Origin of the sequence: Pseudomonas sp. LFS044 (genome assembly GCF_047978245.1) — a bacterium.
Taxonomy (GTDB): domain Bacteria; phylum Pseudomonadota; class Gammaproteobacteria; order Pseudomonadales; family Pseudomonadaceae; genus Aquipseudomonas.
In genome coordinates this window covers 142,365-159,767 of record NZ_JBFPFX010000001.1, presented here as the reverse complement: position 1 = coordinate 159,767, position 17,403 = coordinate 142,365, and the positions used below count along the sequence as shown (strand labels likewise).

Genomic DNA, 17,403 nt, shown 5'->3' with positions numbered 1-17,403 from the left:
GACATTCCATCAGCTTATGGCCGCATCAAAGGCTCGATACCCATCCACTTCTTCACGGGGTGGTAGCAGAGCTCCAGCGGTGGGATTGGTAGCTTCTGGCCTTGCACCTCGAGCGCGCCCAGGTGGATGGTCCATTTGGAATCGGCATCGAACTTGTCGGTCTGGAAAATCACATAGGCAGAGCCGTAGCGCTTGTTGTTGGTCATCTTGGGGATGTTGCGCTGCACTTCGTCGCTGTTGATGTCGTAAGGCGATGGGCGTGCGGCGGGTGCGTACACGACCGGAAAGTCGTAGGTTTCGTTGATGCCCAGGTAAAGCTCAGGCCGCGCGTTCAGGCGGGAGCCGTCTTCGAAGGTAATGTAGGCCTGGCGGCTGTCGTAGACGATCGGGATTGGCGGCTCGCCACCGCTGGAGTGGGTTGAAGGGCGTTGGCGGTCTTTGTTGTAGGCAATGAGCTGGACGTAGAACTCGGGGCGTGGGTATTTCTCGCCCGGGTATTGAACGTACAAGGCTTGTTCGTACCGCTTCTCGCCCCATAGGGCGGCGTGGTCGTAGAGGTAGGTTTCCAGGTAGAGGGTGCTTTCGCCTTTGGGGCCGGGGACTTTGAACTGGAATTCGGATTGGCACAGGTCGGCGTAGGCGGCGCGCTCGCGCTTCCAGGGGACGCAGGCGGCTAGCGTGGTCGCGGCTAACAACAGGCTGAGCGATTTAATGCATCTCGGGTAGGCCATGACCTTCCTTAGTTATGAGTTTCCAACCGCGGCCGAGAGCGAATCAGCTGGCCATCATGCCGAGGGGATGCACTGCGCACACCAGTCTGAAGACGCGGGCCTGCTTTGCCAAGCGGACCCAACGCCTGTGACGACGGAAAGGATCAGCCCACCTCGATCTGTGACAAACCGAGCACCTCGGCTTGGGCCAGGATTTCTTCAGGGGCCGCATCGGCAGGCGGCATAACCAGGCTGTTCTCGCCATCGCCGAAGTGCAGCACCATCAAGTGGAGCGCCGCCTCGTGAAGGGCAAGGCTGGGCTGCTTGAGTTCAAAGGTGTGAATGGAGGGAGTGCCGTTGAGTACATAACGTACGGTGTAAGCGTGCATGAGAACCTCTCGGACGGAAGGGACTCATTACTTGACCCAGCGGACAAAAAAAGATTCACACTCACGCGTTCTCCCGCCAGCCCTCGTGCAAAGCTGGCGAGAGCGTCAGTTCAGCGGCATTGCCCAGCGGCACTCTGCAGCGCGTTGCAGTTACTGTTACCGGCACTGGAACCGGCGTTGGCACTGTTTACCGAGTTTGCCCCCGAGCAGATGGCGCTGGAGCTCACTGCGCCCATCACTGTGGTGATATAGCACTGGTGCTTGCGGCCACGGGTAGCGGCAACGAAGTTGATGGCGCCGGAGACTTCGCCGGAGCGATCGGAAATGGTGACCTGGTCGGCCGTGGTATCCAGGGCAAAGGCGGCCTTGCGGGCAAGTTCTGCATCCGAAACGACATTGTTACCAATCGTCCCGCACCCGGCGAGCGTGGCGATCAGACCTGCGAACAGCATTTTCTTGGCGAGCATAGAGACCTCTGTCTTCAAAACGTCCATTAGTAAAAGGACCACGTAGGGTGGCCGCTTCCATGTCTTGCGGTTGGAGCAAGTTGACCCGCTATCGAGCCATGCACTTTTCGACCAGCGAATCCCGCGCGCCATCGGCAGGCAGTGTCTTCAGGTAGTCGGGTTGGCAGTGCTCATCGGAGACTGCATAGCGGGCAGCATCGTCGCCACAGGCCGTCAGGAGGACAGCGGTGGCAATGAGAAGAAGGGATTCGCGAAACATCATCAGGCTCAGTCCATTGAGGGGCCCGAAGTTATAGCAAAATTATTGGGAGTTACGAAGCAGTAATCCACTGTTACAGCCAACGGCTAAGAAAATCAGATTAAGCCCCTTTCTTGTAGGGCATTTCCCAAAGATACTGCCGACGCCTGTTTTTCGTTGCACCCGCAAAACGTGAATCATAGTCTCGGCCAATCGCTACTAATCAGCGATACGGTTTTGACAGACCGTGAGTCACTGAGTGCATGTGCAATGCCAGTTATGGCAGCTGTACGTGGGGCACCTTTGTGTGCGCCGGGATTCTCAGTGCCCTCGGTCTGTCAACCCACGAACAGCTGCCACCCTTCCGTTTGACAGCGGGAGTGCGGCAGCCCTTGACGGCACTGAGAGGGTTTATGCTGAAAGTAGTCCCCGATCCACCCCACAATCTCCACTCCCTCGAAGACACGCTGATAATGGCCGCCGACTACGCACTCTGCGCGGAAGTCGTTGCCCAGCAGGCGATGCTGATGCAGCCCAGATCCCCCGTGTCCTTGTTGATCATGGCCTCAATGCACGAGCTGGAAACACTGCGCAAATTGCTCGAGTCCGCGCTGGTTCAAATACAAAAACCAGCCGCCCCGCAGCCAATGCACTAGCCCGCAGCATGATCTGCCTGGCCTGCCACTTCCAGCGGTCAGCCCAGGCATCTACAACTTCAGGGAGATCAAGCAATGGCCACCGAAGAAACCCACTTCACCGTCGGCAAAACCACCTTCTACCAAGGTGAAAACCACACCCACCCTTTGTTCCGCATCGAACCCGGCATCCCCTGCCAGAACGCCCGCGAACAAGCCTCCGAACTGATGGGCTACGCCCGCGACCTGTCCATCGACGGCCTGATGGAAGACAAGCCGCAGTTGCTGTGGGCCTCCCACTACCTCTGCGCCCTGGCCAAGGCCCTGCTCGACGATGCTGAACTGGGCATGATGAAAACCTGAACGGTAACTACCCTTGCGGGCCAGCACCGTCATTGTAGGAGCGGGCTTGCCCGCGAAGGGCCGCACAGCGGCCCCAGCAACTCAAGCCCCTGAGAGAAGCCATCCATGCCAAATGACACCCTCCCAACCAGCGCAAATCCAGGCAACCCAGACCACCGCTACGGGCTAAGCCAACCCTTGTTCACCGTCATCCCGGGAACACCTGGCACGGTAGCCAAAGCCCAAGCCACAAAACTGATGGACTGTGCCCGCCATCTCAACCACACGGGCGTCATGCTAGGCGACCAGCGCATGGTCGCCGCGTCCCATCACCTGAACACGATGGTTCGTGCCCTGTTGGACCAGCTCGAAGGCGGCCGTCCCCCACTGCCGAAGTCATCTGATCGGTAGTAAGCGAGCCCCGGTTCCGCCACAATCGGCCACTCAGTTCAAGCTGGGACATGCTCAACCGCGCGTTGAATTTCCCTAATATCCTGTTACAGCCAACGGCTAAAAAAATCAGATTAAGCCCCTTTCTTGTAGGGCATTTCCCAAAGATACTGCCGACGCCTGTTTTTCGTTGCACCCGCTAAAAGTGGACTTTAGTGTCGGCCCGTCGTTGTCACTCAACGACTGGGTTAGCCGCCCAAAAAATCGTCGGACACAACAGCCGTGCAATACCGAGCAATCGGCATTAGCGCCTTTATGGCGGCTGTGCGTGGGGCACCTTCGGGTGCGCCGGGTGCCTGACGTCCCGGTCGGCTAACCCGCGTACAGCTGCCACCCATTCGTTTAGCCGCGGTTGGTGGTTGCTCCACTACGACAGGAGCCACACCATGCTGAAGATCGTTCCCGATCCACCCCACTATCTCCACTCCCTCGAAGACACGCTGATAATGGCCGCCGACTACGCACTCTGCGCGGAAGTCGTTGCCCAGCAGGCGATGCTGATGCAGCCCAGATCCCCCGTGTCCTTGTTGATCATGGCCTCAATGCACGAGCTGGAAACACTGCGCAAATTGCTCGAGTCCGCGCTGGTTCAAATACAAAAACCAGCCGCCCCGCAGCCAATGCACTAGCCCGCAGCATGATCTGCCTGGCCTGCCACTTCCAGCGGTCAGCCCAGGCATCTACAACTTCAGGGAGATCAATCAATGGCCACCGAAGAAACCCACTTCACCGTCGGCAAAACCACCTTCTACCAAGGTGAAAACCACACCCACCCTTTGTTCCGCATCGAACCCGGCATCCCCTGCCAGAACGCCCGCGAACAAGCCTCCGAACTGATGGGCTACGCCCGCGATCTGTCCATCGACGGCCTGATGGAAGACAAGCCGCAGTTGCTGTGGGCCTCCCACTACCTCTGCGCCCTGGCCAAGGCCCTGCTTGACGATGCTGAACTGGGCATGATGAAAACCTGAACGGTAACGACCCTCGCGGGCCAGCACCGTCATTGTAGGAGCGGGCTTGCCCGCGAAGGGCCGCACAGCGGCCCCAGCAACTCAAGCCCCTGAGAGAAGGCATCCATGCCAAATGACACCCTCCCAACCAGCGCAAATCCAGGCAATCCAGACCACCGCTACGGGCTAAGCCAACCCTTGTTCACCGTCATCCCGGGAACACCTGGCACGGTAGCCAAAGCCCAAGCCGCAAAACTGATGGACTGTGCCCGCCACCTCAACCACACGGGCGTCATGCTAGGCGACCAGCGCATGGTCGCCGCGTCCCATCACCTGAACACGATGGTTCGTGCCCTGTTGGACCAGCTCGAAGGCGACCGTCCCTCACTCCCGAAGCCATCTTGATCGGTAGTAAGCGAGCCCCAGTTCCGCCACAATCGGCCACTCAGTTCAAGCTGGGACGCACCACATGCTCACCACCCTCGCCATCGGCAACTACCGCTCGATCAACCACCTCGTGCTGCCGTTAGGCCAACTCAACCTGGTGACGGGTGCCAACGGCAGCGGCAAATCCAACCTCTACAAGGCCCTGCGCCTGCTCGCCGAAACCGCCCAAGGCGGCGTGATCGAAGCGCTCGCCCGCGAAGGCGGCCTGGATTCGACCTGGTGGGCCGGCCCCCAGGCCAGCGCCCGCATGAAACGCAGCGAAGTGCCCATCCAAGGCCAGCACCCAAGCGAAGCCAAACGCTTGCGCCTCGGCTTCGCCACCGAAGATTTCGGCTTCGCCATCTCCCTCGGCCTGCCGATCCCCCTGCCCTATCCCACCGCATTCATGCTCGACCCGGAGATCAAAACCGAAGCCATCTGGGGCGCCGGTGCGTACCGGCCAGCGTCCCTGTTGGTTGAACGTAAAAACGCGATGGTTCGTGCCCGAGAGGGCAACAGCTGGACGGTGCTGGATCAGCATGCCGACAGTTGCGAGAGCTTTTTCAACATCGTCGGCCGGCCACGCCAGGCACCGGAGATCGGCGAGCTGCGCGCGTTCATCAACAGCTGGCGGTTCTACGATCACTTTCGCATCGACCGCGACGCGCCCTGCCGCCAACCGCAGTTGGGCACGCGCTCGCCAGTGCTGCATCACGATGGCCGCAACCTTGCCTCGGCGTTGCAGACCATCATCGAGATTGGCGAAGTTGAAGACCTCGTAGCAGCACTGGATGACGCCTTCCCGGGTAGCCGCCTGGAGATCGATGCGCCGCCGGGTGGGTTGTTCAGCGTACGCCTGCATCAGCATGGGCTGTTGCGGCCGTTGGGTGGTGCGGAGCTGTCGGATGGCACCTTGCGTTACCTGTTGTTGATGGCCGCACTGCTGACGCCACGGCCGCCGTCGCTGATGGTGCTCAACGAGCCGGAAACCAGTTTGCATGCTGACCTGCTGCCTGCGTTGGCGCGGCTGATCATTCGCGCCTCGCAACGTAGCCAGGTTTGGGTGGTATCGCACAGTGCCCCGTTGATTGAGGCGCTGTCAGCGTGTGACGGGTGCAATGTGCTGGAGCTGGAGAAGATTCAAGGCCAGACCCAGCTCAGCGGGGTTGGGCTGTTAGACGAGCCGCTATGGCGCTGGGTTGATTGACGCTGACGGTGCACTGTCTAAAGTATTCGCGAGCGCTTGCCCTGAAATCCAAAGGCCTTACCCCGGCACTAGCAGGCGCATGCACTGACCAGGATCTTTATCGTCAGGAGACATACTCATGACCGTGAACATCAGCAATCTAACGATCACGACCCCTGTGGCCACTTCACCTGCCAACCCCGTAGCCCTCGAGCTCAGCGGTGCCGAAGCGCTTGCCCGTTACCCGAACGTGGTGACTGCCCTGGCCGATGGCTCAGTTCAGTTTTCGGCGCCAACCAAAGGCGCGTCGAGTAAAAGCACCCATCGCACGCGCTGTGAATGGAAAGAGCCCAACTACTGGTTACTGGCCAGCGCAGCCGAGCACATCAACATGCAGGAAATGACGCTGACCAAAGTCAACTCCGCGCAGAAAGTGGTGATCTCGCAACTGCACGTGAAGGACGATGACAGCCCGCCGGTGAAGGTGTTCTGGAGCAAAGGCAACATCACCCTGGGGTTCCGCGAAACGTTCAACCAGGCCACCCCGGTCAACACCACGCTGCTCAAAGGCGTGCCCCTGGGTGCAAAGTTCACCGTCACCCTCCGCGTGCTCGCCTCGGGCGCTTTGACTGTGACCGCCAGTTGCAATGGCAAGGCCGCATCGTCCGGCAGCCTCCATATGGACAGCTCGTGGCGCTCATCGCTGCTGAACTTCCATGGCGGCGTCTACAACCAGGTTGATTACACCGATGCCACTGCAGCAGACGACGGCTCAACCTGCATCGTGAGCGCCCTCTCACTGACCCACGTGTAGCCGCGTAGCCTCGAAGCCTCGATCAAAAAAAATTGAATCCCGCGGTTGCCCAACCGGTCAGGATTTATGAACGCAGTAAATCTGACGAGGTAACAGCAATGACTATCGAAGCAGAGACACTCGCTCAACTGACCGAAGCCCTTCAAGAGCGCGGCATGACCCTTGTAACAGACGTCGCATTTACCAGAGCGCCATACCGGCATAACCATCGCTGGGTTTGTAGCGTGGAGTAATCATCGTCATTGCCGGCGGCTCGGAGTAGGCCTCCACCGCCGGCCCTTTTAATGCCTATCCAACGATAACGCCTTCTCGCTGAAGGGTGCGCCTACTGGGAATGCGGGGCCTAGACCAGACTGGACGGGGGAAACGCACAGGGAGCCAGCAGATGGACCCACTAACCTCTGAGCAGTCTAAACCTCAGGAAACTCATGAAGACGTCGACCATCTCAGGTTTCTCCGCGCCCATGAACATATGCATCACCCTTTTGGGAATGATGCATTTGCCCGCAGATCTGAGGCATTCGCCCGTTTCTTCGGCACCCCGTTATTTCTAGGGTCCCAGTCACTGGTAGTCATTATTTGGATGGGTATCAGCTTATCGGGGCTATCAGCGTTCGACCCGTATCCCTTCATACTACTGAATCTGGCCTTTAGCCTGCCGGCGGCTTACGCGGCCCCTCTCATTCTTCTGGCCCAAACTCGCCAAGCCGACCGTGACAAAGCAACCTCCGAAGCAGACGCACGACATCGAGAAGCCATTGCCATGGCCAATCAACGACGGCAGCGGGACGCAGAGATACACAGCAAGCAGCTACTGCAGTTATTGGAGCAAAATACACACCTAACGGAAGTGACAAAGCAAATGAGTGAAAGAATCGAAATCCTTACATCACAAATGCATTCGCATCTGCTTGCTTCATCAGGCGAAGCGCCCACGCGGGAAAACTAAGAATCCCTTTTAATCCAGCCGGGACCGACAGGCTCAGAAGGTTGTCATGGCTCCGGCTCAGACGGGCGCATCACCCTCCACAACTCGGCGCTGAGCCTAGCGAGCAGATTGAGGCTGCGAAGAGAGCATCCACATACTGACTCTCGCCGGCCGATGTTGACGAGATTGACGAATAAAATCGGATGCAGCCCCGAAAACTTCCGCGCCCCCAGAAACAACAAAGCCGCCCGAAGGTGGCTGAGTCGTTTGAATGTAGCTGAGATTGCCGGCGAGTACCTGCGCAAAGGGTCCCAGTGCTACATCGAGGGCAAGCTGGAAACCCGCGAGTGGGAGAAGGACGACATCAAGCGGTACGCCACAGAGGTGCACGTCGACATCAACGGCACCCAGCAGTTGCTGGGCGGCCGGCCTGACAATGAGAAAAACGCCGCCCTATACCGGCGACGTTGGTGGCGGCAGTGAATTAGGGCTTGAAGCCCTCGTCCTGACTTTCATCAGGCTCCGAGATCTCATAGAACTTATCGCTGACTTCCTTCTGTTCCTTCGGCTTATGTTCGGCCTCTGCCTCGAAGCAGCCGCTGAGAGAAAGCGAGGTTACTGCGACAAGAATTGCTCCAATGATGGTGCGTTTCATGAGGTTCCTTCCTGTGAAATGGCCGGGCGTTATACCAAAAATCGATTCCGGCCGCAAAACCTGACACTATGCGCTGCCCGCCAGCGCCTCAACGCTTCCTGATAGGGTTTGGGATATACGCCGACGCCAAAATGCATGACGCGAGCACAACCAGCCAGGCAAGATGCTGGCCTGGATACATCGCTGATAGGCCTCCCCATATCGCCAACAGCGCAAAGCCGATACGGCGCAAACGCTTCGGTGTGAGCCATTCCTGCATGGTTCCGAACCTTTCTCTAAAGCGCATACCACTCTCCTTGTTTGGTAAGCGGCGAAGCATATCACCGGATGCCACATTCACCCAGACGGCGCTGCCCGCCGGCGCCTCAGCGCCTACCGCCGAGGACGGGCGGCAAAGCCGTGAAGAACCAGTAGATTCCAGTTCCTAGCACTAAGGTCCACCGGCTTTGCGGATTGAGAAACATCCCGACCACCCCAAGCGCGATCAGGGTCACGCCAGCCCACCGTCTGCGCTTCGGGTTGAACCATTGCTGGAACGCCCGAATTCTTTCACGCAATTTCATTACCACTCTCCTTGTTCGGTAAGCGTGCCGAAGCATTTCACCACAGCGCTGTCCGCTAGCACATTCCCCGCAAACGAAAACGCCGCCTTGGGTTCGGCGGCGTTGAGGTTCTACGGAAGCCTTCGGCTCACGGTACGTAACCCTTGCTCTTGCTGCGGTCGGTAGGGCCACCCATGTCAAAAAAGTCCTTGGACTTCTGCTCTTCAATTTTGGCCTGCTTCTCAGCTTCGGACTCGAAGCAGCCACTGAGTGACAGCGCAGTAACGGCGACAAGCATAGCGCTAATGATGGTGCGTTTCATGAGGTTCCTTCCTTTGAAATGGCCGCGCGTTATACCAAAAAACGATTCCGGCCGCAAAACGTGACACCACGCGCTGGCCGCCAGCGCCTTCCCCTATTCAACGATAACGCCTCCCCGGCGAGGAGCCACATGGCCGCGTATTACAACGAAATCGACCCATACGCCGCGCAGTGGCTCCGCAACCTGATCAGGCAGGGGCACATAGCGCCAGGCGACGTTGACGAACGATCGATCGAGGATCTGTGGTTCTGAAGCGCATATCCAAGGGCCAACAGATCAGTACGGCAATGGCGGCCCGGTTAACGGCACCTAGAGAGACGCTGACTGGCTCTTCTGCCGGGCTGGAAAGTAGTGGCCAGCAGATCCGCCAGCGCAAGGTGTATGGCATCCGGCAGATGCGGACGTTCCGCGAGTCGGCCACCAGGTACTTCTCGAGCACAAGGATCAGCCGTCGATCAAACTTACGGCTTTGTGCTTGCAGCAACTGGACCCATACCTGGGCGACCTGCAGCTGACGCACATCGACGACCAGGCGCTGGCCCCGTTCATTCGGGACCGGCAGACGGACGAAGACTTGCCGGATGGGAAGGTGAGGAAGGCAGTCAGCAACAGAACGGTCAACATCGCGATCGAGCGTGTGATTCGCGTTCTGTCGCTGGCTTGCCGGAAATGGCGGGACGAAGAGCGCAGACCGTGGCTCGACAGCATTCCGCCGCTGGCCAAGCTGGAGCAGAAGAGAGCCAGTCGGAAGTCCTACCCCATGTCGTGGGACGAACAGTCGATTCTCTTCGGGGAGTTGCCGGACCATCTGCAGCGGATGGGCCTGTTCAAGGTGAACATGGGCTGCCGCGAGCAGGAAGTCTGCAAGCTGAGGTGGGAGTGGGAGATTTCAGTACCCGAGCTCGGAACCAGCGTGTTCCTGATACCTGTCGACCTCAGCGGTCGGCACGAGAACTCTGGCGTGAAGAACCGGGATGAGCGTCTGGTGGTGCTGAACAGCGTGGCAAAATCGATCTTCGACGGGCAGCGCGGGATAAACCGGGAATGGGTGTTTCCCTACAACGGCACCAGGATGCACATGATGAACGACTCTGCTTGGAAGAAAGCGAGGGTGCGCGCGGCAAAGCTCTGGCAGGAGCAACACTTGCGGCCGGCACACTCTGGGTTCGCTTCTATCAGGGTTCACGACTTTAAGCACACTTTCGGCAGGCGCCTGAAAGCAGCTGGTGTAACAGAGGAAGATCGAAAGTCGCTACTTGGCCACAAGAACGGAATCGTGACCAGTCACTATTCTGGCGCGGAGCTGAAGCAGTTGATAGAGGCGGCAAACAAAGTTTCAGCGGCGGACTCGCGTGGGCCGGTGCTGACCATTTTGAAGAGGAGACAGGCGTAAAATCCTGAGAAGTCACGCAAAAGTCACGCACATGAAAAAGGCCATCCCTTTCGGAAATGGCCTAAGTCACTGAAATATATGGTCGGGACGGAGTGATTCGAACACTCGACCCCTTGCACCCCATGCGCTTATTTACTGCATTTCTATGGAATGCTACGGCCCGTCCTAGATCGCCTTAAAGCTAGTAAATACGTGGCCTAATGGCTATATTGTGATCTATTCTTATCCACTTACTTCCACCCTCAGCCAAACGATTCGGTGGGGCAAAAGTGGGGCAAAAATCCGAGGTCGACCTTGGCTAGGGGTAGAGATTGGCGAAGATCACAGTGAAGCAACTCGAAGCACTCACCCCTGCCGACGATGGCATAACGCTACGCGAAGAGGGTGGCTTGACCGCCAGAGTTCGTGCCGGTGTGCGCGGCGTTACAGCTTTGTTCCGCTTTGAGTTCAAAATGGGTGGAGCCAAACGCGACCACCGCCTGGGCAGTTGGCCAAAAAAATCGCTAGCGCAGATTCGTGTTGAGCGAGACGCAGTGAAAGCGAGTGTCCACAAAGGCATAGATCCCGCCACTGCCCGAAAGGCATCTAAGATTGAGGCTCAAGCTGCAGTAGCTGCAACCATCGCTGAGGCCGAACGTCAGGCTGCAGAAAACAAGACATTTGCCGATCTCTTTGAAGCGTGGCTGCGCGACGGAGTGTCTCGTCAGGACGGCAACGCAGAACTGCGCCGTAGCTTCTCCAAAGACGTGCTTCCGGCTATTGGCGACAAACCGCTCCGCACCGTAACTGAAAAAGACCTGCTCACCGTCCTGCGTTCGGTCAAGGCCCGCGGCCTAAACCGCACCGTAGTTATTCGCAGCAAGGACATAGGGCAGATGCTGCGGTGGGCCGAGAAACGTAAACCGTGGCGCACGTTGATGGTCGACGGAAACCCCTCCGACCTGGTTGACGTCAACAAACTCCTCGATCATGACTATCAGGAGCAGCGCGATCGGCTTTTATCCAGTGGCGAGATCCAGGAGCTGCAACAGATTTTCACTCGTTTAACGCGAGATTATGATGCCCTGCCCGCTGGCAAGAAATATTCCGGTATCAGACCCGTGAACTCTCGCGTGCAATGCGCAGTCTGGATCTGCCTCAGCACGCTCTGTCGCATTGGTGAACTACTGAAATCCGAATGGCGACATCTCGACCTAGAGAAAGGCACTTGGTTTGTCCCAGCAGAAGCCACTAAAGGGCATAAGGGCAAACGGCAGGATCACCATGTATTCCTATCCAAATTCGCCCTGGCTCAATTCAAACGTCTTAGAGAAGAAACCGGCCACACACCCTTCTGCTTTCCCAGTAAGGACGAAAGCAGTCACGTTGATACCAAAACAGTCAGCAAGCTGATCGGAGACCGTCAATGCTGTTTCAAAAATCGCAGCAAGCCATTATCTGGCCGCCATCACGATGACTCACTGGTACTAAGCCAAGGTAACAAGGGCGAATGGACTCCGCATGATTTGCGCCGTACGGGAGCGACCATGATGCAAGAACTAGGTGTGACACTTGAGATCATTGATCGGTGCCAGAATCACTTACTGGGAGGTTCAAAGGTGCGTCGACACTATCTACATTATGACTATGCCAAGGAAAAAAATGAGGCATGGAATACACTGGGAGAGCGCCTTGAAAACATCCTTCGAGCTCCAGAAACTGTAGACTAGTCATAAACTAAAGGGAGCAGGACAGGAACAAAGACTTAAGACCACGTTTTCAGTAGCGAACTTTCCGCCTGCCTACAGGACGCCAGTCCTTTGATCCGACGTCGGTAATTCAAGCAGTTTGACAGTGAAATAGGAAAAGCCAGATCTAACTCTACAGCGGCTGAAAAACCATCTGCCGACCTGAGCTCATGACGCCCCCGCGACACGTAACGCATCCAAAACCACCTTGAACGCAGCGGTTTGCTGTCGCCGTGACGGATAATAAAGATGATAGCCAGGAAAGGCTTCCGACCACTCACGCAATACTTCCTCGAGCGCCCCACTACTGAGATGCTCCTGAGCGTGCACATCGGTCACTTGAGCCAACCCCACCCCGGCCAGACAAGCATCGAGTATCTGTAAAGAGCTGTTCATAATAAGGGGCCCTTGCACTCGAATACGGAATTCGTCGCCACCGCGGGTAAATTCCCAAGGATAAAGGCCGCCGTGCGTGGGTAATCGCAAATTAATACACCGGTGCCCCATTAACTCCTCAGGCCGCTGGGGAGCGCCATAACCCTTTAGATAGGAAGGTGAGGCTACGGTAACCATTCGCATAGGAGGGCCGATGGGCACAGCCACCATATCCGCGTCAATGATGCCACCCAACCGTACTCCAGCATCGAATCGCTCGGCGACGATGTCTGTCAGGCCGTAATCAGTCGTCAATTCAATCGTGACCTCGGGATAGGACTCGATCACAGGTCGAAGCTTCGGCCAAAGAACGTGACGCGCAGCAAATTCGTCGGCCGAGATGCGCACCGTCCCTGACGGATGTTGCCCGAACTCCGTCAGCGCCCCAAGATGACCTTCGATCTGTTCCAGCAATGGCGCGACATCCTGCAACAACCGGTCCCCTGCTTGCGTTCTCGTAACACTTCGGGTGGTACGTGTGAGTAACCGTACGCCGAGGCGCTCCTCCAGGCTACGAATTGTCTGGCTAACGGCTGACGGTGATACACCCAGACGCGCCGCCGCACGGGTGAAATTGCTCTCCCTGGCTACCGCAACAAAAACCACAAGATCGCTCAGATTATCTGCCTTCATTATTAAGCTCAGCTTCAAACCGAATTCTCGATTTAACTAATTATCGAATTAAATCGCAATCGGTAAAGTTATCTCAATCTGATTTTCGTGAGGCTAGAAACAACATGACTGCAAACCAGCATTCTGCCGCCGACATGCAAGTGCACCGTGCCGGTTCAACTAAAGCGATCCAAGGGCCTGCTGACTGGTTCACCGGACGCGTGCGGATCGACCGCATCTTCACGGCTCCAGCTCCTGCTCGCATTGGCGTCGCAGTGGTCAATTTCGAGCCGGGTGCTCGTACCCACTGGCACACCCACCCTTTGGGCCAAGCTTTACTGGTTACGGACGGCGTGGGTTGGACACAGTGCGAGGGAGGGCCCAAAACTGAGATCCGAGCGGGTGATCTAATCTGGTGCAACTGTGGCAGGCGTCATTGGCATGGCGCGACTGATACCACAGCCATGCAGCATATTGCGATCAATGAGATTCTGGATGGCAAGGCCGTCGACTGGCTGGAAGCTGTTACTGACGACATCTTTTTAAACAGCTCAGTCCAACGAGATTGAATTGAGGAAAGCCGCAGTATCGCAACCCCAAATCTGGAGAGACACACCATGAATGCTCGCCCCATCCTGGCAGTGATCTGCCTTTCTACCTTACAGCTACCTTTGGCCGACGCGACAGAAGAAGCTGCACAGCGGAAGCAGGAAATCACTAGGGTCGGCACACAGCCCTCCATGGTTGGCTCTAGACAGTTTTTCACGGGTGCAGTACGGATTGATCCGATATGGCCCGCGGACTCTGGCATTAACGCCTCGGGTAGCCTTGTGACATTTGAACCGGGTGCGCGCAGTGCGTGGCACACCCACCCCACAGGCCAGCGCTTAGTCGTCACCGCGGGCGTTGGGCTGACTCAGCAATGGGGTGGTGCGATCAAAGAGATTCGTCCGGGGGATGTAGTGTCGTGTCCGCCAGGCATCAAGCACTGGCATGGTGCTTCTGCAACAACGAGCATGACCCACCTGGCCGTGACTGGTATGGCTGAAGGCGAGAACGTCCACTGGATGGAGAAGGTGACCGATGAACAATACAGCGGGCCACGCGCTCAGTAAGTGGGGCCGAGTGGCTACCGCCCTTACATTCATTATTGGCCTAGGTGCTACGGAACTAGCCTGGCCGGACCCTATCGGAGAGCTGAATTCGATGAGCGACCCCAACACCTATCAAACCAACTCCACGAAACTTAGCCTACAGCAACAAGCCGTTGTCGTGTTGGCTGCGTTTGCCGCCGTGGGTGATATGCCGCGCCTTAATGATGCATTGAACCAGGCGTTAGATGTTGGACTGACGGTCAGCGAACTCCGCGAAGTGCTCATCCAGCTTTACGCCTACGCCGGCTTCCCTCGGTCGCTCAACGCACTGACGGCACTGATGAACGTCCAGGAATCACGCAAACAGCGCGGAATCAACGACACTATGGGTAGAGCCCCTAGCCGTTCGATTCCCCAAGGCGACGCCCTGCTAGCCGCCGGCACAGCCAATCAGACCAAACTGTCGGGTTCTCCGGTCGAGGGGCCTCTATTTGACTTTGCCCCGATTGCCAATCAGTTTTTACGCACCCACCTCTTCGGTGACATCTTCGAGCGGGACAACGTGGACTGGCAAACCCGGGAACTGGCAACCTTGGGCATGTTGTCCGCACTAGGTGGAGTGGAACCACAATTGCAGGCCCACATGAAGATAAGCACAAATACCGGAATCACCGTTTCACAACTGCGGCAGTTGTGCCAGCTCCTCACTGAACACGCTGATGCAGCTATGGGTGATCGCGCAAGAAAGGCTTTAGAGCAACACCTTCAAAATATCAATCCGGCTTAGCCCCCTTCTTCCTTACTGCCACGCGCAGCGAAATGCCGTTGTAAAGAGCTTAGTCAGCACCCACGCCCTCCTACTGGCTGGGCTCAACAGCATTTACGGCTTCCAACTGCGCGCTCATGCGATGAAGCATGCTGATCAGGAGCTCGACTTCCTCGCTCTTCAAATCAGCTATCAGCAATTGTTCTCTCTCAAGCGCGATAACGAGCACGCGATCGTGCAGTGCTATGCCCCGCTTCGTCAGCGATACCGTATGTCGGCAAGCATCTTCGCTGTCTATCTCCGATGATGTGTATGCCCTGACGCCAAGCCTGTACTCCACGGAGCAGCGTGTGACCGCGCTTGGGTGGGGCATCGGGATTGGGCGGGTGGGCGCGATCATTTCTCCGCTTGTCGCGGGTCGGCTCATCGACGCCAACTGGAAGTCAGCCGAACTCTATGTGCTTTTCGCACTGGCATTTGTGCTAGCAGCCATGGCCGTCTGGATGATGAAAAGCCACCCGGTTTGGTTTGCTGCTTCATAGCTGCGCTTGACTGAGCGGATTGCTCCTAGCCCGCATGCGCGGGCTTTTTTTACTCGATGCTTCAGTGTGTTTTCCCTGCTGAACTGATCGCTCTTCGCCTTGAATGTGTTTACGCAAGCATAAATTCGGGGCGATATTTTCACAGCGGAGCCGAAATACGCAGAAGTTTGGCATTTTGCCCATCGGTGAGCACGTAGACCGCACCATCAGAAGCGACTTTGACATCTCGGATTCGCTCGTTCAAATCGCCCAGTAGCAACTGCTGCCCTACGACGCGGCGTCCATCACGCAAAACACGGCGCACCGCACGCTCTTTAAGCGCCGGTACCAGGAGATCCCCACGCCACTCCGGAAACATCGGGCCGTCGTAGATTGCCAGACCAGCAGGCGCTATCGATGGAATCCACTCCAGAATTGCATCCTGATATCCGCGCAATCTGCGGAATGGGGTGATTTGCGCGAAGGGATAATCGATGCCTCCAGTGACAATTGGCCAACCGTAGTTCCCACCCGGCAAGATTTGGTTGATTTCATCGCCGCCGCGAGCACCGTGCTCAGTGATCAGCAAGTCACCGGTTGTTGGGTCGACAGCAATACCTTGGGCGTTGCGATGCCCGACGCTATAGATCTCTGGAGCAGCACCGGCTTGATCAACAAACGGGTTGTCCGCGGGCGGCCTGCCCTGGCGGTCCAGCCGGACCACTTTGCCTAAATGGTTAGCGAGGTTTTGCGCCTCCTCACGCCGAACACTGCCGTCGCCCAGCGAAAGCACCAGCGTGCCGTCACCAAGAAATGCTATACGCCCCCCGTTGTTGCCCGCACGCGCCTTCAACGTCGAACTGAACAGCACACGAACATCCTCGATCCGGTCGCCTACCAGTCTGGCCCGCAACAGGCGTGTTCCATTCGCATCAGCATCGCCGTAGCCCATCGTCAGGTAGAGCCAACCGTTCTGCTCGAACTGCGGATCCAGAACCACGTCCATCAACCCAGTGACGCCGCCTTGCTGAAAGATTGGTGGTAAACCATTGAGCTCGACCTGTGAGGACGTACCATCGACAGCGACAATCAGTAAACGTCCGCTCATCTCCGTGACGAGCGCTCGGCCGTCGGGCAGAGATGCCACGGACCATGGCCGGTTTAACCCTGTAATCACAGTTTGGACCACATAGCTGCCAGGGTCTACGGCTGCGGGTTTACCACCTGGCCCAGGCGCCATGATGAAAAAGCTCACTAAGGGAGCAATTACGAGCAGTGCCGCTGCCATGGCATAGCGCCCGGTATGCCGCCACTCACCGACACGCGACAAATGTACAGGCGAAGTCATTCGGGCATACACAAGCCCAGCAACGATTGCGGTCAACGACATCAACGAATGGCCGAGAAGCTCCCGGCTTCCCGGTATCGCGGGCATGGGGATCACCGAGCGCATCAGCCAGAGCAAAACCCATAGGCATATAACGGACAGCGTCGCAAAAACCATCATGCGCCAGGTTGACCGCGAGCCCCCTATTAACAAATGCCCGACCAAAACCGCAGGGAACAGCGCAGCGACGGCGATGCCGAACATTACAGGACCGAATCTCGCCAAGTCTTCTAGCGTAGTCCACACCCTGACCGAGGTGGTTACCGGGGCGCCGAGTTCGACGAGGTGGCCAAACACTATCTGGGTCTGGACGATGCTTGCGAAGGCACCAGTGGCCACAGCCGCGGCAAGAAAAGCAGCGATGTGTCGAATAGAGGAAATCATCTGGCTCCTTCGCGTTCGTTTAAGCGCCAG

At 57.3% G+C, this 17,403-nt stretch carries 23 protein-coding genes, 1 tRNA gene and 2 pseudogenes; 16 read left to right on the top strand and 10 right to left on the bottom strand.

The window, feature by feature from the left end; translation table 11 throughout:
• Positions 1 to 14: 14 nt before the first annotated feature.
• From ACNQPL_RS00835 to trbK, 4 genes are all read right to left on the bottom strand, one after another.
• Positions 15 to 731: a hypothetical protein gene (locus ACNQPL_RS00835; RefSeq protein ID WP_416465313.1), complete on the bottom strand. Its 717-nt coding sequence runs from the start codon at positions 729 to 731 to the stop codon at positions 15 to 17.
• A 143-nt stretch (positions 732 to 874) separates the two neighbouring features.
• On the bottom strand, positions 875 to 1,099 hold the full coding sequence (locus ACNQPL_RS00830; protein ID WP_346612207.1) for a hypothetical protein: 225 nt from the start codon (positions 1,097 to 1,099) through the stop codon (positions 875 to 877).
• Positions 1,100 to 1,209: 110 nt separating this feature from the next.
• A complete protein-coding gene (locus tag ACNQPL_RS00825; protein ID WP_346612206.1) occupies positions 1,210 to 1,566 on the bottom strand; it encodes a hypothetical protein in 357 nt (118 codons plus the stop codon).
• A gap of 88 nt (positions 1,567 to 1,654) precedes the next feature.
• Positions 1,655 to 1,828 carry an entry exclusion lipoprotein TrbK gene (gene trbK / locus ACNQPL_RS00820; RefSeq protein WP_416465311.1) on the bottom strand — a complete coding sequence of 58 codons (174 nt, stop codon included), beginning with the start codon at positions 1,826 to 1,828 and terminating at the stop codon, positions 1,655 to 1,657.
• Between the two features lie 389 nt (positions 1,829 to 2,217).
• On the opposite strand from trbK, the gene ACNQPL_RS00815 reads away from it, so the two are divergent.
• The 10 genes and pseudogenes from ACNQPL_RS00815 to ACNQPL_RS00770 form a co-directional block, all read left to right on the top strand.
• Positions 2,218 to 2,460: a hypothetical protein gene (locus tag ACNQPL_RS00815; RefSeq protein ID WP_416465309.1), complete on the top strand. Its 243-nt coding sequence runs from the start codon at positions 2,218 to 2,220 to the stop codon at positions 2,458 to 2,460.
• A 75-nt stretch (positions 2,461 to 2,535) separates the two neighbouring features.
• Positions 2,536 to 2,802, top strand: coding sequence for a DUF3077 domain-containing protein (locus ACNQPL_RS00810; RefSeq protein WP_346612203.1), 267 nt, complete (start codon positions 2,536 to 2,538; stop codon positions 2,800 to 2,802).
• A 105-nt stretch (positions 2,803 to 2,907) separates the two neighbouring features.
• On the top strand, positions 2,908 to 3,192 hold the full coding sequence (locus tag ACNQPL_RS00805; RefSeq protein ID WP_416465308.1) for a DUF3077 domain-containing protein: 285 nt from the start codon (positions 2,908 to 2,910) through the stop codon (positions 3,190 to 3,192).
• 425 nt (positions 3,193 to 3,617) lie between these two features.
• Positions 3,618 to 3,860: a hypothetical protein gene (locus ACNQPL_RS00800; RefSeq protein WP_346612204.1), complete on the top strand. Its 243-nt coding sequence runs from the start codon at positions 3,618 to 3,620 to the stop codon at positions 3,858 to 3,860.
• A gap of 75 nt (positions 3,861 to 3,935) precedes the next feature.
• A complete protein-coding gene (locus tag ACNQPL_RS00795; RefSeq protein WP_346612203.1) occupies positions 3,936 to 4,202 on the top strand; it encodes a DUF3077 domain-containing protein in 267 nt (88 codons plus the stop codon).
• 105 nt (positions 4,203 to 4,307) lie between these two features.
• Complete coding sequence (locus tag ACNQPL_RS00790; RefSeq protein ID WP_416465305.1) at positions 4,308 to 4,586, top strand: DUF3077 domain-containing protein; 279 nt, start codon at positions 4,308 to 4,310, stop codon at positions 4,584 to 4,586.
• Between the two features lie 64 nt (positions 4,587 to 4,650).
• Entirely contained in the window at positions 4,651 to 5,814 is a 1,164-nt protein-coding gene (locus ACNQPL_RS00785) for an AAA family ATPase (protein ID WP_416465303.1), read from the top strand.
• Between the two features lie 118 nt (positions 5,815 to 5,932).
• Positions 5,933 to 6,607, top strand: coding sequence for a polysaccharide lyase family 7 protein (locus ACNQPL_RS00780; RefSeq protein ID WP_416465301.1), 675 nt, complete (start codon positions 5,933 to 5,935; stop codon positions 6,605 to 6,607).
• 385 nt (positions 6,608 to 6,992) lie between these two features.
• On the top strand, positions 6,993 to 7,556 hold the full coding sequence (locus ACNQPL_RS00775) for a DUF1003 domain-containing protein (RefSeq protein ID WP_416465299.1): 564 nt from the start codon (positions 6,993 to 6,995) through the stop codon (positions 7,554 to 7,556).
• A gap of 252 nt (positions 7,557 to 7,808) precedes the next feature.
• Positions 7,809 to 7,979 (top strand): annotated as a pseudogene (locus ACNQPL_RS00770) (single-stranded DNA-binding protein); the annotation flags it as partial.
• A 40-nt stretch (positions 7,980 to 8,019) separates the two neighbouring features.
• Here ACNQPL_RS00770 and ACNQPL_RS00765 read toward each other — a convergent pair.
• From ACNQPL_RS00765 to ACNQPL_RS00755, 3 genes are all read right to left on the bottom strand, one after another.
• Positions 8,020 to 8,190, bottom strand: a complete 171-nt coding sequence (locus tag ACNQPL_RS00765) for a hypothetical protein (protein WP_416465297.1) — start codon at positions 8,188 to 8,190, stop codon at positions 8,020 to 8,022.
• A 365-nt stretch (positions 8,191 to 8,555) separates the two neighbouring features.
• The gene (locus tag ACNQPL_RS00760; RefSeq protein WP_416465295.1) at positions 8,556 to 8,753 is read right to left on the bottom strand and encodes a hypothetical protein; all 198 of its coding nucleotides are present in this window, start codon (positions 8,751 to 8,753) and stop codon (positions 8,556 to 8,558) included.
• Between the two features lie 127 nt (positions 8,754 to 8,880).
• Positions 8,881 to 9,054, bottom strand: a complete 174-nt coding sequence (locus tag ACNQPL_RS00755; RefSeq protein ID WP_196997916.1) for a hypothetical protein — start codon at positions 9,052 to 9,054, stop codon at positions 8,881 to 8,883.
• Positions 9,055 to 9,410: 356 nt separating this feature from the next.
• Between ACNQPL_RS00755 and ACNQPL_RS00750 the strand changes: the two are divergent.
• Positions 9,411 to 10,447 (top strand): annotated as a pseudogene (locus ACNQPL_RS00750) (tyrosine-type recombinase/integrase); the annotation flags it as partial.
• Positions 10,448 to 10,526: 79 nt separating this feature from the next.
• Here ACNQPL_RS00750 and ACNQPL_RS00745 read toward each other — a convergent pair.
• Positions 10,527 to 10,610, bottom strand: a tRNA-OTHER gene (locus ACNQPL_RS00745).
• 148 nt (positions 10,611 to 10,758) lie between these two features.
• On the opposite strand from ACNQPL_RS00745, the gene ACNQPL_RS00740 reads away from it, so the two are divergent.
• Positions 10,759 to 12,156 (top strand): tyrosine-type recombinase/integrase, encoded by a 1,398-nt coding sequence (locus ACNQPL_RS00740; protein WP_416465293.1) that lies wholly within the window; start codon positions 10,759 to 10,761, stop codon positions 12,154 to 12,156.
• 186 nt (positions 12,157 to 12,342) lie between these two features.
• On the opposite strand, the gene ACNQPL_RS00735 is transcribed toward ACNQPL_RS00740, so the two are convergent.
• Positions 12,343 to 13,242, bottom strand: a complete 900-nt coding sequence (locus ACNQPL_RS00735) for a LysR family transcriptional regulator (RefSeq protein WP_416465291.1) — start codon at positions 13,240 to 13,242, stop codon at positions 12,343 to 12,345.
• 104 nt (positions 13,243 to 13,346) lie between these two features.
• Between ACNQPL_RS00735 and ACNQPL_RS00730 the strand changes: the two genes are divergently transcribed.
• The 4 genes from ACNQPL_RS00730 (at position 13,347) to ACNQPL_RS00715 (ending at position 15,623) form a co-directional block, all read left to right on the top strand.
• Positions 13,347 to 13,790: a cupin domain-containing protein gene (locus tag ACNQPL_RS00730; RefSeq protein ID WP_416465290.1), complete on the top strand. Its 444-nt coding sequence runs from the start codon at positions 13,347 to 13,349 to the stop codon at positions 13,788 to 13,790.
• Positions 13,791 to 13,838: 48 nt separating this feature from the next.
• On the top strand, positions 13,839 to 14,336 hold the full coding sequence (locus ACNQPL_RS00725; protein ID WP_416465288.1) for a cupin domain-containing protein: 498 nt from the start codon (positions 13,839 to 13,841) through the stop codon (positions 14,334 to 14,336).
• A 91-nt stretch (positions 14,337 to 14,427) separates the two neighbouring features.
• Positions 14,428 to 15,102: a carboxymuconolactone decarboxylase family protein gene (locus ACNQPL_RS00720; RefSeq protein ID WP_416465286.1), complete on the top strand. Its 675-nt coding sequence runs from the start codon at positions 14,428 to 14,430 to the stop codon at positions 15,100 to 15,102.
• 224 nt (positions 15,103 to 15,326) lie between these two features.
• On the top strand, positions 15,327 to 15,623 hold the full coding sequence (locus ACNQPL_RS00715; protein WP_416465284.1) for a hypothetical protein: 297 nt from the start codon (positions 15,327 to 15,329) through the stop codon (positions 15,621 to 15,623).
• Between the two features lie 139 nt (positions 15,624 to 15,762).
• On the opposite strand, the gene ACNQPL_RS00710 is transcribed toward ACNQPL_RS00715, so the two are convergent.
• A complete protein-coding gene (locus ACNQPL_RS00710; protein ID WP_416465282.1) occupies positions 15,763 to 17,373 on the bottom strand; it encodes a PQQ-dependent sugar dehydrogenase in 1,611 nt (536 codons plus the stop codon).
• Between the last annotated feature and the right edge of the window lie 30 nt (positions 17,374 to 17,403).

Excerpts from the sequence above, each read along its gene's own strand:
- ACNQPL_RS00835 (WP_416465313.1), bottom strand. The coding sequence starts at position 731 with ATGGCCTACCCGAGATGCATTAAATCGCTCAGCCTGTTGTTAGCCGCG.
- ACNQPL_RS00830 (WP_346612207.1), bottom strand. The coding sequence starts at position 1,099 with ATGCACGCTTACACCGTACGTTATGTACTCAACGGCACTCCCTCCATT.
- ACNQPL_RS00825 (WP_346612206.1), bottom strand. The coding sequence starts at position 1,566 with ATGCTCGCCAAGAAAATGCTGTTCGCAGGTCTGATCGCCACGCTCGCC.
- trbK (WP_416465311.1), bottom strand. The coding sequence starts at position 1,828 with ATGATGTTTCGCGAATCCCTTCTTCTCATTGCCACCGCTGTCCTCCTG.
- ACNQPL_RS00815 (WP_416465309.1), top strand. The coding sequence starts at position 2,218 with ATGCTGAAAGTAGTCCCCGATCCACCCCACAATCTCCACTCCCTCGAA.
- ACNQPL_RS00810 (WP_346612203.1), top strand. The coding sequence starts at position 2,536 with ATGGCCACCGAAGAAACCCACTTCACCGTCGGCAAAACCACCTTCTAC.
- ACNQPL_RS00805 (WP_416465308.1), top strand. The coding sequence starts at position 2,908 with ATGCCAAATGACACCCTCCCAACCAGCGCAAATCCAGGCAACCCAGAC.
- ACNQPL_RS00800 (WP_346612204.1), top strand. The coding sequence starts at position 3,618 with ATGCTGAAGATCGTTCCCGATCCACCCCACTATCTCCACTCCCTCGAA.
- ACNQPL_RS00795 (WP_346612203.1), top strand. The coding sequence starts at position 3,936 with ATGGCCACCGAAGAAACCCACTTCACCGTCGGCAAAACCACCTTCTAC.
- ACNQPL_RS00790 (WP_416465305.1), top strand. The coding sequence starts at position 4,308 with ATGCCAAATGACACCCTCCCAACCAGCGCAAATCCAGGCAATCCAGAC.
- ACNQPL_RS00785 (WP_416465303.1), top strand. The coding sequence starts at position 4,651 with ATGCTCACCACCCTCGCCATCGGCAACTACCGCTCGATCAACCACCTC.
- ACNQPL_RS00780 (WP_416465301.1), top strand. The coding sequence starts at position 5,933 with ATGACCGTGAACATCAGCAATCTAACGATCACGACCCCTGTGGCCACT.
- ACNQPL_RS00775 (WP_416465299.1), top strand. The coding sequence starts at position 6,993 with ATGGACCCACTAACCTCTGAGCAGTCTAAACCTCAGGAAACTCATGAA.
- ACNQPL_RS00765 (WP_416465297.1), bottom strand. The coding sequence starts at position 8,190 with ATGAAACGCACCATCATTGGAGCAATTCTTGTCGCAGTAACCTCGCTT.
- ACNQPL_RS00760 (WP_416465295.1), bottom strand. The coding sequence starts at position 8,753 with ATGAAATTGCGTGAAAGAATTCGGGCGTTCCAGCAATGGTTCAACCCG.
- ACNQPL_RS00755 (WP_196997916.1), bottom strand. The coding sequence starts at position 9,054 with ATGAAACGCACCATCATTAGCGCTATGCTTGTCGCCGTTACTGCGCTG.
- ACNQPL_RS00735 (WP_416465291.1), bottom strand. The coding sequence starts at position 13,242 with ATGAAGGCAGATAATCTGAGCGATCTTGTGGTTTTTGTTGCGGTAGCC.
- ACNQPL_RS00730 (WP_416465290.1), top strand. The coding sequence starts at position 13,347 with ATGACTGCAAACCAGCATTCTGCCGCCGACATGCAAGTGCACCGTGCC.
- ACNQPL_RS00725 (WP_416465288.1), top strand. The coding sequence starts at position 13,839 with ATGAATGCTCGCCCCATCCTGGCAGTGATCTGCCTTTCTACCTTACAG.
- ACNQPL_RS00720 (WP_416465286.1), top strand. The coding sequence starts at position 14,428 with ATGAGCGACCCCAACACCTATCAAACCAACTCCACGAAACTTAGCCTA.
- ACNQPL_RS00715 (WP_416465284.1), top strand. The coding sequence starts at position 15,327 with ATGCCCCGCTTCGTCAGCGATACCGTATGTCGGCAAGCATCTTCGCTG.
- ACNQPL_RS00710 (WP_416465282.1), bottom strand. The coding sequence starts at position 17,373 with ATGATTTCCTCTATTCGACACATCGCTGCTTTTCTTGCCGCGGCTGTG.